Here is a 15,895-nt window from a genome sequence, read left to right on the forward strand (position 1 = left end):
CCTTCGGCGGGCCCGGCGCCAACGACAGGACTCGGCGACAGGCCGGGCCGGGAACCGAAGGACCGTCCTCGCGTCAGGCGGCGGACGGGCACTGCCAGAGTGGTGGAGCGATGAGCGATCGCAGGGACAACGACCGTGACCTCGCGCGACAGGCGCGCGTCGTGTCCGTCGTGATCGCCGGCACCATGATCCTGTGGATGCTGGCGCAGGTGATCGGCGGCCAGCTGGGGCTTGAAGAGCGCTACGTCTTCCTGTTCGACCTGTTCGCGCTTGCAGGCTTCACATGGGCCCTTGTGGTCACCTGGCAAATCTGGAGAAAGCGGCGCGGGGGCTGATGCCCCGCGCGGCAGGCACGCGGCAAGGACTTTGGCATGCTGAAAGACGAAGACCGGATCTTCACGAACCTCTACGGGATGCACGACCGCACTTTGGCCGGCGCGAAGGCGCGCGGGCACTGGGACGGCACCGCGGGCATCATCGCGAAGGGCCGCGACTGGATCGTGACCGAGATGAAGACAAGCGGCCTGCGCGGGCGCGGCGGGGCAGGCTTCCCGACCGGGCTCAAGTGGTCGTTCATGCCTAAGGAGTCGGATGGGCGGCCGTCCTACCTTGTGGTGAACGCCGACGAATCCGAGCCCGGCACCTGCAAGGACCGCGAGATCATGCGCCATGATCCGCACACGCTGGTCGAGGGCTGCCTGATCGCATCCTTCGCGATGGGTGCGCATGCCTGCTACATCTACATCCGCGGCGAATACATCCGCGAGCGCGAGGCGCTTCAGGCCGCCATCGACGAGGCCTATGACGCCGGGCTTCTGGGCAAGAACGCCGCCGGATCGGGCTGGGACTTCGATCTTTACCTGCACCATGGCGCCGGCGCCTATATCTGTGGCGAAGAGACCGCGCTTCTCGAAAGCCTCGAGGGCAAGAAGGGGATGCCGCGGATGAAGCCGCCGTTCCCGGCGGGCGCGGGGCTTTACGGCTGCCCGACCACGGTCAACAACGTCGAATCGATCGCGGTCGTCCCGACGATCCTGCGGCGCGGCGGCGCATGGTTCGCGTCCTTCGGGCGCCCGAACAACGCGGGCACCAAGCTGTTCGCGATCTCGGGCCACGTCAACGCGCCCTGCGTCGTCGAGGAAGCGATGTCGATTTCCTTCGAGGAACTGATCGACCGGCATTGCGGCGGCATCCGCGGCGGCTGGGACAACCTCAAGGCGGTGATCCCGGGCGGTTCGTCGGTGCCCTGTCTGCCCGGCGATGTGATCCGCGAGGGGATCATGGACTTCGACTGGCTGCGCGAACAGCGCTCGGGCCTTGGCACGGCGGCGGTCATCGTGATGGACCAGTCCACCGACATCATCAAGGCGATCTGGCGGCTGTCGAAGTTCTACAAGCACGAAAGCTGCGGCCAGTGCACGCCCTGCCGCGAAGGCACCGGCTGGATGATGCGGGTCATGGAGCGGCTCGTGAAGGGCGAGGCCGAGGTCGAGGAGATCGACATGCTTCTCGACGTCACCAAGCAGGTCGAAGGCCACACGATCTGCGCCCTGGGCGACGCGGCGGCCTGGCCGATCCAGGGTCTCATCCGGCACTTCCGGGACGAGATCGAGGACCGGATCAAGGCCAAGCGCACCGGCCGGATCAGCGCGGTGGCAGCGGAATGACGATGCCCGCCGGACATCACCTTGCCGAGCTGAACATCGGCCGGCTGATCGCCGAACCCGGCGACCCGCGCGTGGCCGAGTTCATGGCCGCGCTCGACCGGGTGAACGGTCTGGGCAAGCGGATGCCGGGCTTCGTCTGGATGATGGAGGGCTCGGGCACGCCCGGGACGGGCAACACGGACGTGAAGATCGGCGGCGATCCCCGCCTGGTGTCGAACCTGACCGTCTGGGAAAGCGTCGAGACGCTGGAAGCCTTCGTCTGGAACACCGTCCACAGGCAGTTCTATGAACGCCGGCAGGAGTGGTTCGAGGTGCTGGGCAAGATGCATTTCGTGATGTGGTGGGTGCCGGCGGGCCACAGGCCGACGCTGGACGAGGCGCTTGGGCGGCTCGACCACCTCGCGCGTCACGGCGAAACGGAACATGCCTTCGGCTGGACATGGCTGAAGCAGGCGCAGCTCTGGCGGACCCGCCGCTGCGCCCAGGTAGCTGCGGAGTAGGACATGGGCGATCTGAAGAAGATCATCATCGACGGGCAGGAAGTCGAGGTCGATGGGGCCATGACGCTGATCCAGGCGGCCGAGGTCGCCGGGATCGAGATCCCGCGCTTCTGCTATCACGAGCGGCTGTCGATCGCGGGCAACTGCCGGATGTGCCTTGTCGAGGTCGTGGGCGGCCCGCCGAAGCCTGCCGCTTCCTGCGCGATGCAGGTGCGCGACCTGCGCCCCGGGCCCGAAGGCCAGCCCCCCGTGGTCAAGACCAACTCGCCCATGGTGAAGAAGGCGCGCGAGGGGGTGATGGAGTTCCTGCTCATCAACCACCCGCTCGACTGCCCGATCTGCGACCAGGGCGGCGAATGCGATCTGCAGGACCAGGCAATGGCCTACGGGGTGGACTTCAGCCGCTACCGCGAGCCCAAGCGCGCGTCCGAGGACCTTGACCTCGGCCCGCTGGTCGAGACGCACATGACGCGCTGCATCTCCTGCACGCGTTGCGTGCGCTTCACCACCGAGGTCGCGGGCATCACCCAGATGGGCCAGACCGGACGGGGCGAGGATGCTGAGATCACCTCCTACCTGGGCCAGACGCTCGACAGCGAGTTGCAGGGCAACATCATCGACCTTTGCCCGGTGGGCGCGCTGACCTCGAAGCCCTACGCCTTCACCGCGCGGCCCTGGGAGCTGACCAAGACCGAGACGATCGACGTGATGGACGCGCTTGGCTCGAACATCCGGGTCGACACCAAGGGGCGCGAAGTCATGCGCATCCTGCCGCGCAACCACGACGGCGTGAACGAGGAATGGATCGGCGACAAGACCCGCTTCGTCTGGGACGGGCTGCGCCGTCAGCGGCTTGACCGGCCCTACATCCGCGAGAACGGCAAGCTGCGCGCCGCGACCTGGCCCGAGGCGCTGGCAAAGACCGCGTCGGCCCTGAAAGGGGCGACGAAGGTCGCGGGCCTTGTGGGCGATCTCGCCCCGGTCGAGGCGGCCTTCTCGCTGCGCCGGATCGTCGAGGGGCTGGGCGGCGCAATCGACTGCCGGACCGACGGCGCCAAGCTGCCCGCGGGCAACCGGTCGGCCTATGTCGGCACCGCGACGATCGAGGACATCGACAGCGCCAAGCGCATCCTCCTCATCGGGACGAACCCGCGCGCCGAGGCGCCGGTTCTGAACGCGCGCATCCGCAAGGCGTGGACCCGCGGCGCCGAGATTGCGCTTCTGGGCGAGGCGGTCGACCTGACCTACGACTACCATCACCTTGGCACCGATCGGGCGGCGCTGGCGGACATGCTGAAGGCGGACCTTGCCAACAAGGATGACACGCCGGGCGTGGTGATCGTCGGGCAGGGGGCGCTGATCGCGCCCGATGGCGAGGCGGTGCTCGCGCAGGCCATGCGCATCTGCGAACTGGGCGACTGCAAGCTTCTGGTCCTCCACACCGCCGCGGGCCGCGTCGGCGCGATGGACGCGGGCTGCACGACCGAAGGCGGCGTCATGGCGGCGCTCGACGGGGCGGATGTGGTCTATGCGCTTGGCGTCGACGAGGGCGACATTCCGGCGGGGCCCTTCGTGATCTACCAGGGCAGCCACGGCGACCGGGGCGCGCACCGCGCCGACGTGATCCTGCCGGGCGCGGCCTGGACCGAGGAACAGGGATTGTTCGTGAACACCGAAGGCCGGCCGCAGCTTGCCCTTCGCGCGGGCTTCCCGCCGGGCGAGGCGAAAGAGAACTGGGCGATCCTTCGGGCGCTTTCGGCCGATCTGGGCGCGACGCTGCCCTGGAACAGCCTGGGCGAATTGCGCCGCGCGCTGGTGGCCGAGGTGCCGCATCTTGGCCGGATCGACGAGGTGCCCGAGAACGACTGGCAGCCCCTGCCGCTGGGCAAGACGGGCGCGGGCGGCTTCCGTCCGGCGGTGGCCGATCACTATCTGACCAACCCGATCGCGCGCGCGTCCGAGGTCATGGCGCAGCTCTCGGCCAACGCGAAGGCGCGCGCCCAGACGCGGATCGCGGCGGAGTGACGGGAGGACGCGGGGGGATCATGGCGCTGGCACTTGGCATAACCGCAGGCTGCGGCGCGCCCGATGGGGGCGAGGGCACCCATCTGCGCATGGCCCTGCCGCCCGACGCGGTCTATCTGGGCGCCGAGGCCGAGGCGCTCGACGCCGAGATCATCCGCATCACCGCCCGCATGCAGGGTGCGCGCGATGACCGCGACGTGCGCGACTACGCGCTGTGCGCGCTGGCCGGCTATGCCGACGCGCGCGGCCATGCCTTCGCGCGACATCTGCGCACAACCGTCGACAAGACGGGTGGCGTCTGGCAGGCGGATGCGGTTTACACCATCTCGCCCGCCATACCGCAGGGCGTGCGAACGATCGACGTCGAAGCCCAGCTTGGCGCCTGTGTCGAAACCGGAATACCGCAGCTGTGAGGACGGATGGCTGACTTTCTTTCAACCCCGGGCGGCATCGCGCTGACCATCGCGGCGCAAAGCCTTCTGGTCATCGGCTTCGTGATGATTAGCCTGCTGTTCCTCGTCTATGGCGACCGCAAGATCTGGGCCGCCGTACAGATGCGGCGCGGCCCGAACGTTGTGGGCGCCTTCGGCCTTCTGCAGACCGTGGCCGACGCGCTGAAATACGTGGTCAAGGAAATCGTCGTGCCGGCGGGCGCGGACCGCACCGTGTTCATGTTGGCGCCGATGACCAGCTTCGTGCTGGCGATGATCGCCTGGGCGGTGATCCCGTTCAACGACGGCTGGGTGCTGGCCGACATCAACGTGGCGATCCTTTACGTCTTCGCCATCTCGTCGCTCGAGGTCTATGGCGTCATCATGGGCGGTTGGGCGTCGAACTCGAAGTATCCGTTCCTCGGATCGCTCCGGTCGGCGGCGCAGATGATTTCCTACGAGGTGTCGATCGGCCTGATCATCGTGGGCGTGATCCTGTCCACGGGCAGCCTGAACTTCAGCGCGATCGTGGCCGCGCAGGACACCGGCTGGGGCTTCTTCGGCTGGTACTGGCTGCCGCATTTGCCGATGGTGGTGCTGTTCTTCATTTCGGCGCTGGCCGAGACGAACCGCCCGCCCTTCGATCTGCCGGAAGCGGAATCCGAACTCGTCGCGGGCTATCAGGTCGAATACTCCTCGACCCCGTTCCTTTTGTTCATGGCCGGCGAATACATCGCGATCTTCCTGATGTGCGCGCTGATGTCGCTTCTGTTCTTCGGCGGCTGGCTGAGCCCGGTTCCGTTCCTGCCCGACAGCCCGCTGTGGATGATCGCGAAGATGGCGTTCTTCTTCTTCCTCTTCGCCATGGTGAAGGCGATCGTGCCGCGCTACCGCTATGACCAGCTGATGCGGATCGGCTGGAAGGTGTTCCTGCCGATGAGCCTGGCCTGGGTCGTGCTGGTGGCGTTCTTCGCGAAATTCGAGCTTTTCGGCGGGCTCTACGCCCGCTGGGCCGTGGGAGGCTGAGATGACCCAGATCGACTGGCAACGCGCGACGCGCTATTTCCTGCTGACCGACTTCCTCAAGGGGTTCGGGCTTGGGATGAAGTATTTCTTCGCGCCCAAGGCCACGCTGAACTATCCGCACGAGAAGGGGCCGCTTTCCCCCCGCTTCCGGGGCGAGCATGCGCTGCGCCGCTATCCCAATGGCGAGGAACGCTGCATCGCCTGCAAGCTGTGCGAGGCGATCTGCCCGGCGCAGGCCATCACCATCGACGCCGAACCGCGCGAGGACGGCAGCCGCCGCACCACGCGCTATGACATCGACATGACCAAGTGCATCTACTGCGGCTTCTGCCAGGAGGCCTGTCCGGTCGATGCGATCGTCGAGGGGCCGAACTTCGAGTTCGCGACCGAGACCCGGGAAGAACTGTTCTACGACAAGGAAAAGTTGCTCGACAACGGCGCGCGCTGGGAAGCCGAGATCGCGCGCAACCTCGAACTGGACGCGCCCTACCGATGACCAGCCCCACCAACCCCTTCGACGCGATGATGACCATGGGCCGGGAATGGGCGAAGGCCTTCAACCCGGCGCTTGAATCCTTCACGCCCAAGGGGTTCGAAGCGCTGTGGCCGACGATGCCGAAAGAGATGATGGAAACCTTCTTCGGCAAGACCTTCAACCCCGAAGGCCTGGACGCCAAGACCAAGATGCTTCTGACGCTGGGCGGGCTGACCATCCTTGGGGCCCAGGCCGAGGCGCAGCTGCGCATGACCGTGCGCCACGCCATCGAGGCGGGCGCGACGAAACAGGAAGTGGCCGAGACCATCGCCCTGATGGGCGTCTTCGGCGGGCTGCCGGCCATGACGAAGGCCATGGAGCTTGCGCGCGACGTGATGGACGGCAACGCGGAGGATGACGCATGACCGCGGCGGATTACGCCTTCTACCTATTCGCGATCTCGGTGGTTGCGGGGGGCCTCTTCACCGTGGTCTCGCGCAACCCCGTGCATTCGGTGCTCTGGCTGATCCTGACCTTCCTGTCGGCGGCAGGCCTGTTCGTGCTGCTGGGCGCCGAATTCGTGGCGATGCTTCTGGTCATCGTCTATGTCGGCGCGGTCGCGGTGCTTTTCCTGTTCGTCGTCATGATGCTGGACGTCGACTTCGCCCAGATGAAGGCGGAGATGGCGCGCTACCTGCCGCTGGCGCTGCTGATCGGCGTGGTGCTTCTGATGCAGCTCGCGATCGCCTTCGGCGTCTGGGAGTTCTCGGACGAGGCGCTGGGACAGCGCGCGCAGGTCATCCCGCCGGCCGACCAGGTCGAGAACACCAAGGCGCTGGGGCTGGTGCTGTACGACCACTACTTCCTGCTGTTCCAGCTGGCCGGGCTGATCCTGCTGGTGGCGATGATCGGTGCGATCGTGCTGACGCTGCGCCACCGCACCAACATCAAGCGGCAGGACGTGCTGGCGCAGATGTACCGCGACCCCGCGAAGGCGATGGAACTGAAGGACGTGAAACCGGGGCAGGGGCTTTAGCCGCCTCTCCCGGCACGAGAACGGCCCCGAAGGGCCGGACGAAGACACCCGCCCCCGGGCGAGGGACGAGAAAGAGGGACCGGATGGTCGGACTGGAACATTATCTGACGGTGGCGGCGACGCTGTTCGTCATCGGCATCTTCGGGATCTTCCTGAACCGGAAGAACGTCATCATCCTTCTGATGTCGATCGAACTGATCCTTCTGTCGGTCAACATCAACCTCGTGGCCTTCTCGGCCTTCCTCGGCGATCTGGTCGGGCAGGTTTTCACGCTGTTCGTGCTGACCGTCGCGGCGGCCGAGGCGGCGATCGGCCTTGCGATCCTTGTCTGTTTCTTCCGCAACCGGGGCACGATCGACGTCGAAGATGTCAACGTGATGAAGGGGTAAGGGGCCATGGAAACGATCATCCTCTTCGCCCCGCTCGTCGGCGCGCTGATCTGCGGCTTCGGCTGGCGCCTCATGGGCGAGACGGCCGCGCAGTGGGTTGCGACCGGCCTGCTGTTCCTGGCCTGTATCCTGTCGTGGATCGTGTTCCTGACCTTCGACGGCACGACCGAGCAGGTGTCGATCCTGCGCTGGGTGCAGTCCGGCTCGCTGTCGGTCGACTGGGCGATCCGGCTGGACCGGCTGACGGCGATCATGCTGATCGTCATCACCACGGTCTCGGCGCTCGTTCATCTCTACAGCTTCGGCTACATGGCGCATGACGACAACTGGCGCGAGGGCGAGGTCTACAAGCCCCGCTTCTTCGCCTATCTGTCGTTCTTCACTTTCGCCATGCTGATGCTGGTGACGGCCGACAACCTGCTGCAGATGTTCTTCGGCTGGGAAGGCGTGGGCGTGGCCTCCTACCTGCTGATCGGGTTCTACTATCGCAAGCCTTCGGCCAACGCCGCCGCGATCAAGGCCTTCGTGGTGAACCGGGTGGGCGACTTCGGCTTCATGCTGGGCATCGTGGCGCTGTTCTTCCTGGTCGACTCGATCGCCTTCGACGACATCTTCGCCGCCGCGCCCGACCTGGCGCAGACGCAGCTGAGCTTCCTGTGGCGCGACTGGAACGCGGCCGAGCTTGTGGCCTTCCTGCTGTTCGTGGGCGCGATGGGCAAGTCGGCGCAGCTTCTGCTGCACACCTGGCTGCCCGACGCGATGGAGGGGCCGACGCCCGTTTCGGCGCTGATCCATGCCGCGACCATGGTGACGGCCGGGGTGTTCCTGGTCTGCCGGATGTCGCCGGTGATGGAATTCGCGCCCCAGGCGACGGCCTTCATCGTCTTCATCGGTGCGACGACGGCCTTCTTCGCGGCGACCGTCGGCCTTGTTCAGAACGACATCAAGCGCGTGATCGCCTATTCGACCTGTTCGCAGCTGGGCTACATGTTCGTAGCCGCGGGCGTGGGCGTCTATTCGGTGGCGATGTTCCACCTGTTCACCCACGCCTTCTTCAAGGCGATGCTGTTTCTCGGCGCGGGCTCGGTCATCCACGGGATGCACCACGAGCAGGACATGCGCAACTACGGCGGCTTGCGCAAGAAGATGCCTTACACCTTCTGGGCGATGATGATCGGCACGCTCGCCATCACCGGCGTCGGCATCCCGCTGACCTACATCGGCTTCGCGGGCTTCCTGTCGAAGGACGCGGTGATCGAGGTGGCCTTCGCAGGCCCGGGCTGGACGGCGGGCTATGCGTTCTGGCTGCTGGTGATCTCGGCGCTTTTCACCAGTTTCTACAGCTGGCGGCTGATCTTCCTGACCTTCTTCGGCGCCCCGCGCGGCGACAAGCACACCCACGAGCACGCCCATGAAAGCCCCAAGGTCATGCTTGCGCCGCTGGGCGTCCTGGCGCTGGGCGCGATCTTCGCCGGCATGATCTGGGTCAAGCCCTTCTTCGGCCACGCCAACGAGGTCGGCGCCTTCTTCGGCGTGCCCTACGCCGACGCCGCGACGCTTGACGCCGGCGGGCATGGCGAAGCGGCTGCCACCACCGAAGGCCACGGCGAGGCGGCGGCCCCGGCCGAAGGCCACGGCGATGCGGCCGCGCCCGCCGAGGGCGGGCACGGCGAGGGGGCGGACCACCACTATGTCTTCACCGGCCAGCCGGGCGAGGGCGCGATCTTCATCGGGCCGGACAACACCGTTCTCGACGACGCGCACGAAGTGCCGAAATGGGTGAAGGTCTCGCCCTTCATCGCGATGCTGATCGGCTTCGCCACGGCCTTCCAGTTCTACATCCGACGCCCCGACTGGCCGCGCAAGCTGGCCGAAAGCCAGTGGCCGCTTTACCAGTTTCTGCTCAACAAATGGTATTTCGACGAGATCTACGACTTCCTCTTCGTGCGGCCCGCACGCTGGGTCGGCGGGTTCCTGTGGACGCGCGGTGACGGCGCGGTGATCGACGGCGGGATCAACGGGCTTGCCATGGGCATCGTGCCCTTCTTCACGCGCCTCGCGGGGCGGGCGCAGTCGGGCTACATCTTCACCTACGCCTTCGCGATGGTGATCGGCGTCGCCATCCTGATCACCTGGATGATGATCGGGGGGGGAGCGGAATAATGGACAACCTGCTTTCCATCGTCACCTTCCTGCCGCTGGTGGCGGCGGCGATCCTTGCGTTCTTCCTCAAGGGCGACGATCCGGCCGCGCAGCGCAACGCCAAGTGGCTGGCGCTGATCGCGACCACGGCCACCTTCCTTGTCTCGCTTGCCATCCTGGTCGAGTTCGATGCCGGCGACCCCGGCTTCCAGCTGGTCGAGGAACGCGACTGGATCCTGGGCCTGACCTACAAGGTGGGCGTCGACGGCATTTCGGTCCTGTTCGTGATGCTGACCACGTTCCTGATGCCGCTGGTGATCGCCTCGGCCTGGGACGTGACGCACCGGGTCAAGGAATACATGATCGCCTTCCTGGTCCTCGAGACGCTGATGATCGGGGTCTTCGTGGCGCTCGACCTTGTGCTTTTCTACCTCTTCTTCGAGGCGGGGCTCATTCCGATGTTCCTGATCATCGGGATCTGGGGCGGGAAGGAACGCATCTACGCGTCGTTCAAGTTCTTTCTCTACACCTTCCTCGGCTCGGTCCTGATGCTGGTGGCGATGATCGCCATGTACGTGGACGCGGGCACCACCGATATCCCGACGCTTCTGGCCCACAACTTCGGATCCGAGACGATCGGTGTGCTGGGCGTCCAGATCGTGGGCGGGATGCAGACGCTGATGTGGCTGGCGTTCTTCGCCAGCTTCGCGGTCAAGATGCCGATGTGGCCGGTCCACACCTGGTTGCCCGACGCCCACGTGCAGGCGCCCACCGCGGGCTCGGTCGTGCTGGCCGCGATCCTGCTGAAGATGGGCGGCTACGGCTTCCTGCGGTTCAGCCTGCCCATGTTCCCGGTGGCCTCGGACCTGATGGCGCCGCTGGTCCTGTGGCTGAGCGCGATCGCCATCGTCTATACCTCGCTTGTGGCGCTGGCGCAGAAGGACATGAAGAAGCTCATCGCCTATTCGTCGGTGGCGCACATGGGCTTCGTCACCATGGGTATCTTCGCGGTGAACCAGCAGGGGATCGACGGCGCGATCTTCCAGATGCTCAGCCATGGCTTCATCTCGGGCGCTCTCTTCCTCTGCGTGGGCGTGATCTATGACCGGATGCACACCCGCGAGATCGACGCCTATGGCGGTCTCGTGAACCGGATGCCGGCCTATGCGCTGATCTTCATGCTGTTCACCATGGCCAACGTCGGCCTGCCGGGAACCAGCGGCTTCATCGGCGAGTTTCTGACGCTTGTGGGCGTCTTCCAGGCCAACACCTGGGTCGCGGCCGTCGCGGCCACCGGCGTGATCCTCAGCGCGGCCTATGCGCTGTGGCTCTATCGCCGCGTGGTCTTCGGGGACCTGATCAAGGAAAGCCTGAAATCCATCACCGACATGACCACCCGCGAAAAGGCGATCTTCGCGCCGCTTGTGGTCATGACGATCCTTCTTGGCGTCTACCCCAGCCTTGTGACCGACATCATCGGCCCCTCGGTCGAGGCGCTGATCACCGACTACGACACCGCGCTGATCGAGGCCGACACGCGGTTCGCCCGGAACGGAGAATAAGCCCATGACCGCCGAAGACCTTTCGGTCGCCCTGCCGGAAATCGTCCTGGCCCTCTACGCCATGGGCGCGCTGCTTTACGGCGTCTATGGCGGCAAGGACAAGGTCGCGCCGCTTCTGGTCTGGGTGACGGCCGCCGTCCTGGGCGTGGCCGCCGTCTGGATCGGGATCAACGGGCAGGGCGCCGACACCGCCTTCAACGGCAGCTTCGTGTCGGACGGCTTCGCCCGCTTCGCCAAGGTCGTGATCCTGGTGTCGGCCGCCGCGATCCTGCTGATGAGCGAGGGCTACATGGCCCGGCGCGACCTTCTGCGCTTCGAATTCCCGATTCTCATCACGCTGGCCTCGGTCGGCATGATGACGATGGTGTCGGCGGGCGACCTCATCGTGCTCTACATGGGGCTCGAGCTTCAGTCGCTGTCGCTTTACGTCGTGGCCGCGCTGCGCCGCGACAGCGAGAAATCGACCGAGGCGGGGCTGAAGTACTTCATCCTCGGCGCGCTGGCCTCGGGCTTTCTGCTCTACGGCGCCTCGCTGGTCTATGGCTATGCGGGCACCACGCTTTTCGCCGGCATCGTCGAGGTGACGCGCGCCGAGGATCTGTCGCTGGGGCTGCTTCTTGGCCTCGTGTTCCTGATCACGGGCCTGGCGTTCAAGGTGTCGGCCGTGCCCTTCCACATGTGGACACCCGATGTCTATGAAGGCGCGCCGACCCCGGTCACGGCCTTCTTCGCCACTGCCCCCAAGGTCGCGGCCATGGCGCTGTTCGCGCGGGTCGTGCACGACGCCTTCGGCGGCGCGGTGGGCGACTGGCAGCAGATCCTGGCGCTTCTCTCCGTCTTGTCGATGTTCGTGGGCGCGGTCGCCGCGATCGGGCAGCGCAACATCAAGCGCCTGATGGCCTATTCGTCGATCGCGCACATGGGCTTTGCCCTGATGGGCCTTGCCGCCGGCACGGCCTTCGGCGTGCAGGCGATGCTGGTGTACATGGCGATCTACGTCACCATGAACGTCGGCACCTTCGCCTTCATCCTGTCGATGGAACGGGACGGCAGCCCGGTCACCGACATCGCCAGCCTCAACATGTACTCGAAGACCGACCCGATGCGGGCGCTGGCGGTGATGATCCTGATGTTCAGCCTTGCTGGCGTGCCGCCGCTGGTGGGCTTTTTCGGAAAGTACTACGTGCTTCTCGCCGCGGTCGAGGCGGGGCTGACCTGGCTTGCGGTCGCGGGTGTGGTGGCAAGCGTCATCGGCGCCTTCTATTACCTGCGCATCATCTACTTCATGTACTTCGGGCAAGAGGGCGAGGCGCTGGACCGCGCCGCCAATCCGGTGCTCTGGGGTTTCCTGATGGTCAGCGCGGCCGCGATGGTGCTCGGCGTCGTCAACCTCTTCGGCGTCGAAGGGGCGGCGGCCGCCGCAGCGGCGAGCCTTGTCAACTGAGGTCTGGCCCGAGGCCTATGACCGGCTTCTCCTTGGGGAAGTCGACAGCACCATGGCCGAGGCCCGGCGCATCGCCGCGGGCCTGACCCGCCCCACCTGGATCTTCGCGCGCCGTCAGACCGCGGCGCGGGGACGGCGCGGCCGGGTCTGGGAGAATCCGCCCGGCAATTTCGCGGCGACGCTGGTAATGCGGCCGGGCGGCGGCGCGGCCGCGGCGGCGCTGCGGTCGTTCCTGGCCGCCAACGCCGTCTTCGAATCGCTCGCCCGCCATGCCGACCGAAGCGCCCTGTCGCTGAAGTGGCCGAACGACGTGCTTCTCAACGGCGGCAAGGTCGCGGGCATCCTGCTGGAAAGCACGGGCACCGGGGCCGAGGTCGACTGGCTTGCCATCGGCGTCGGCGTGAACCTGATCCACAGCCCCCGCAGCCTTCAGGGCGCGGCCTTTCCGCCGGTCAGCCTGCTGGAAGAAACGGGCTCGCGCGTGGACGCGCTCGACTTCCTGTTCACGCTGGCCGACTGCTATGCCACGCAGGAAGCCATCTTCGACCGGCTGGGCTTTCAGCAGATCCGCGAAAGCTGGCTGGAGAATGCCGCGCGCCTGGGCGAGGTCATCACCGCGCGCACGGGCCGCGAAGAGATCAGCGGGCGCTTCGAGACGGTGGACGAGGCGGGACAACTGGTCCTGTCGACCTCGCGCGGGGTGGTCCGCATTCCGGCGGCGGACGTCTATTTCTGAAGGGGAGGACGCGATGCTTCTGTGCATCGATTGCGGCAACACCAACACGGTCTTCTCGGTCTGGGACGGGACGCGGTTCCTTGCGACCTTCCGCACCGCGACCGATCACCGGACCACCGCCGACCAGTATTACGTCTGGTTCTCGTCGCTGATGACCCATCACAAACTCGACGTGCCGATCACCGAGGTGATCGTGTCTTCGACCGTGCCGCGCGTGGTCTTCAACTTGCGCGTTCTTGCCGACCGCTATTTCGGCACCCGGCCGCTGGTCGTGGGCAAGCCCGACTGCCTTCTGCCCGCGCCGCCGCGCGTGGACGAGGGCACCCAGGTCGGCCCCGACCGCCTGGTGAACGCGGCCGGCGCGCATGACCGGCACGGCGGCGACCTGATCGTGGTCGATTTCGGCACCGCCACGACCTTTGACGTGGTCGCCCCCGACGGGGCCTATGTCGGCGGCGTGATCGCGCCCGGCGTGAACCTGAGCCTCGAGGCGCTGCACCTGGCCGCCGCCGCACTGCCGCATGTCGACGTCACCAAGCCGCAGCGCGTGATCGGCACGAACACGGTGGCCTGCATGCAGTCGGGGGTGTTCTGGGGCTATGTCGGCCTCGTGCGCGAGATTACCGAGCGTATCAAGCTGGAATGCGAGCGTCCGATGCGCGTCATCGGCACCGGGGGCCTTGCATCGCTGTTCATGACGGGCGATGTGCTGTTCGACGGGGTCGAGGACGACCTGACGATGCACGGTCTGACCGTCATCCACAAATACAACAAGGACCAGGGCAACATATGAGCGGTGCCGCACGGCTGATCTACCTTCCCCTCGGAGGCGCGGGGGAGATCGGGATGAACTGCTACGTCTACGGCTACGGCCCGAAGGATGCCGAACGGCTGATCGTCGTGGACCTTGGCGTGACCTTTCCCGACATGGACAGTTCGCCCGGCGTCGACCTGATCCTGCCCGACATCACCTGGCTCGAGGAACGGCGCGACCGGATTGAGGCGGTCTTCGTCACCCATGCGCACGAAGATCACGTGGGCGCCGTGGGGCACCTCTGGGCGCGTCTCAGGGCGCCGATCTACGCCCGCGTCTTCACCGCCACCATCGCGCGCGGCAAGCTGGCCGAATACGGGCTGTCGGAAAAGGAGGTCACGGTGGTGAACCCCTGGCCCGAACAGGTGACCGCCGGCCCGTTCCGGGTGGGCTTCGTGCCGGTCAGCCATTCGATCCCCGAAACCTCGTCGCTGGTGATCGACACGCCCGAGGGGCGGATCCTGCACACCGGCGACTTCAAGCTCGACCCCAACCCGATCGTGGGCGAACCCTGGAATCCCGACGTCTTCGCCGCCATCGGCAAGTCGGGCGTGAAGGCGCTGGTCTGCGATTCCACGAACGTCTTCTCGCCCGAGGCCGGGCGGTCCGAAAGCTCGATCGGGCTTGCGATCGAGGAATTGGTGCAGGCCCACGACGGCATGGTGGTGGCCACCACCTTCGCCTCGAACATCGCGCGGGTCAGGACGCTTGCCGAGGCCGGCAAGCGCGCCGGACGCTCGGTTTGCCTGCTGGGCCGCGCCATGCGGCGGATGGTCGAGGCCGGTGTCGAAAGCGGCGTGCTAACCAGCTTTCCCACGACCGTCGCCCCCGAGGATGCCGCCAATATCCCTTCCGAGAACCTGATGCTGATCGTCACCGGCAGCCAGGGCGAGCGGCGGGCCGCCTCGGCGCAGCTGAGCCGGGGCAAGTACCTGGGCCTCGAGCTGAAGGACGGCGACCTGTTCCTGTTCTCGTCGAAGACGATCCCGGGCAATGAACGCGACGTGATCCGCATCATGAACGCCTTCTCGGAACGCGGCGTCGACGTCGTCGACGATTCGGGCGGGCGCTACCACGTCTCGGGGCACGCCAACCGCCCCGACCTTCAGATGGTGCACAAGCTGGTGAAACCGCAGATGGTGATCCCGATGCATGGCGAACACCGCCACCTGCGCGCCCATGTGAAGCTGGCCGAAGCCGCCGGCATCACCGGGGTGCTGGCGCCGAACGGGACTTTGGTCGAGCTTCAGGGCAATGCGCCGCACATCGCCGAATACGTCGAGACCGGGCGGACCTATTACGACGGCACGGCCTATATCGGCGCGCTGGACGGCATCGTCCGCGACCGGCTGCGCATGGCGATGAACGGGCTGGTCGTCGTCACGCTGATCATCGACGAAGACGGCGAGGTGCTGGGCGATCCCTGGTGCGACCTCAAGGGGCTGTCCGAAACCGGGCGGTCGAACGCGCCGCTGGTCGACATCCTGGAAGAGGACCTGAGCCAGTTCCTGGGGCGCGCCGACGACCGCACGCTGGCTGACGACGACAAGCTTGAAGATGCCATCAAGCGGATCGTGCGGCAGACCTGCCAGAACGAGATCGGCAAAAAGCCCGAAGTCACCATCGTGGTGAGCCGCCTGGGGTGAAC

General features: G+C 66.3%; 16 protein-coding genes. All 16 read left to right on the forward strand.

Translation table 11 applies throughout. From position 1 onward, the window contains the following. Positions 1-110: 110 nt before the first annotated feature. The 16 genes from ACRDNQ_RS02940 to ACRDNQ_RS03015 all read left to right on the forward strand — a co-directional run bounded on the left by ACRDNQ_RS02940 (position 111) and on the right by ACRDNQ_RS03015 (position 15,893). Positions 111-335, forward strand: coding sequence for a DUF5337 domain-containing protein (locus tag ACRDNQ_RS02940; RefSeq protein ID WP_431827131.1), 225 nt, complete (start codon positions 111-113; stop codon positions 333-335). Between the two features lie 36 nt (positions 336-371). Further along, positions 372-1,667 (forward strand): NADH-quinone oxidoreductase subunit NuoF, encoded by a 1,296-nt coding sequence (gene nuoF, locus ACRDNQ_RS02945; protein WP_431827132.1) that lies wholly within the window; start codon positions 372-374, stop codon positions 1,665-1,667. Beyond that, positions 1,664-2,167, forward strand: coding sequence for a DUF3291 domain-containing protein (locus ACRDNQ_RS02950; RefSeq protein ID WP_431827133.1), 504 nt, complete (start codon positions 1,664-1,666; stop codon positions 2,165-2,167). The genes nuoF and ACRDNQ_RS02950 overlap by 4 nt, the downstream gene beginning before the upstream one ends. Positions 2,168-2,170: 3 nt before the next feature. After that, positions 2,171-4,192 (forward strand): NADH-quinone oxidoreductase subunit NuoG, encoded by a 2,022-nt coding sequence (nuoG, locus tag ACRDNQ_RS02955; RefSeq protein ID WP_431827134.1) that lies wholly within the window; start codon positions 2,171-2,173, stop codon positions 4,190-4,192. A gap of 20 nt (positions 4,193-4,212) precedes the next feature. Beyond that, complete coding sequence (locus ACRDNQ_RS02960) at positions 4,213-4,605, forward strand: hypothetical protein (RefSeq protein WP_431827135.1); 393 nt, start codon at positions 4,213-4,215, stop codon at positions 4,603-4,605. Between the two features lie 6 nt (positions 4,606-4,611). After that, on the forward strand, positions 4,612-5,649 hold the full coding sequence (gene nuoH / locus ACRDNQ_RS02965) for an NADH-quinone oxidoreductase subunit NuoH (protein ID WP_431827136.1): 1,038 nt from the start codon (positions 4,612-4,614) through the stop codon (positions 5,647-5,649). A 1-nt stretch (position 5,650) separates the two neighbouring features. Continuing rightward, positions 5,651-6,145, forward strand: coding sequence for an NADH-quinone oxidoreductase subunit NuoI (gene nuoI, locus ACRDNQ_RS02970; protein ID WP_431827137.1), 495 nt, complete (start codon positions 5,651-5,653; stop codon positions 6,143-6,145). After that, positions 6,142-6,549: a carboxymuconolactone decarboxylase family protein gene (locus ACRDNQ_RS02975; RefSeq protein WP_431827138.1), complete on the forward strand. Its 408-nt coding sequence runs from the start codon at positions 6,142-6,144 to the stop codon at positions 6,547-6,549. Before nuoI ends, ACRDNQ_RS02975 begins: the two co-directional genes overlap by 4 nt. Continuing rightward, positions 6,546-7,160, forward strand: coding sequence for an NADH-quinone oxidoreductase subunit J (locus ACRDNQ_RS02980; RefSeq protein ID WP_431827139.1), 615 nt, complete (start codon positions 6,546-6,548; stop codon positions 7,158-7,160). The genes ACRDNQ_RS02975 and ACRDNQ_RS02980 overlap by 4 nt, the downstream gene beginning before the upstream one ends. An 83-nt stretch (positions 7,161-7,243) precedes the next feature. Beyond that, complete coding sequence (nuoK, locus tag ACRDNQ_RS02985; RefSeq protein ID WP_431827140.1) at positions 7,244-7,549, forward strand: NADH-quinone oxidoreductase subunit NuoK; 306 nt, start codon at positions 7,244-7,246, stop codon at positions 7,547-7,549. 6 nt (positions 7,550-7,555) lie between these two features. Further along, positions 7,556-9,712 (forward strand): NADH-quinone oxidoreductase subunit L, encoded by a 2,157-nt coding sequence (nuoL, locus tag ACRDNQ_RS02990; protein WP_431827141.1) that lies wholly within the window; start codon positions 7,556-7,558, stop codon positions 9,710-9,712. Continuing rightward, a complete protein-coding gene (locus ACRDNQ_RS02995; protein ID WP_431827142.1) occupies positions 9,712-11,253 on the forward strand; it encodes an NADH-quinone oxidoreductase subunit M in 1,542 nt (513 codons plus the stop codon). Before nuoL ends, ACRDNQ_RS02995 begins: the two co-directional genes overlap by 1 nt. Before the next feature lie 4 nt (positions 11,254-11,257). Continuing rightward, positions 11,258-12,697, forward strand: coding sequence for an NADH-quinone oxidoreductase subunit NuoN (gene nuoN, locus ACRDNQ_RS03000; protein ID WP_431827143.1), 1,440 nt, complete (start codon positions 11,258-11,260; stop codon positions 12,695-12,697). Continuing rightward, positions 12,687-13,433, forward strand: coding sequence for a biotin--[acetyl-CoA-carboxylase] ligase (locus ACRDNQ_RS03005; protein WP_431827144.1), 747 nt, complete (start codon positions 12,687-12,689; stop codon positions 13,431-13,433). Before nuoN ends, ACRDNQ_RS03005 begins: the two co-directional genes overlap by 11 nt. A 13-nt stretch (positions 13,434-13,446) precedes the next feature. Continuing rightward, on the forward strand, positions 13,447-14,226 hold the full coding sequence (locus ACRDNQ_RS03010) for a type III pantothenate kinase (RefSeq protein WP_431827145.1): 780 nt from the start codon (positions 13,447-13,449) through the stop codon (positions 14,224-14,226). Further along, the gene (locus tag ACRDNQ_RS03015; protein ID WP_431827146.1) at positions 14,223-15,893 is read left to right on the forward strand and encodes a ribonuclease J; all 1,671 of its coding nucleotides are present in this window, start codon (positions 14,223-14,225) and stop codon (positions 15,891-15,893) included. The genes ACRDNQ_RS03010 and ACRDNQ_RS03015 overlap by 4 nt, the downstream gene beginning before the upstream one ends. Positions 15,894-15,895: the final 2 nt, after the last annotated feature.

Origin of the sequence: Saliniferula longa (genome assembly GCF_050789285.1) — a bacterium.
Taxonomy (GTDB): Bacteria; Pseudomonadota; Alphaproteobacteria; order Rhodobacterales; family Rhodobacteraceae; genus CAVPWP01.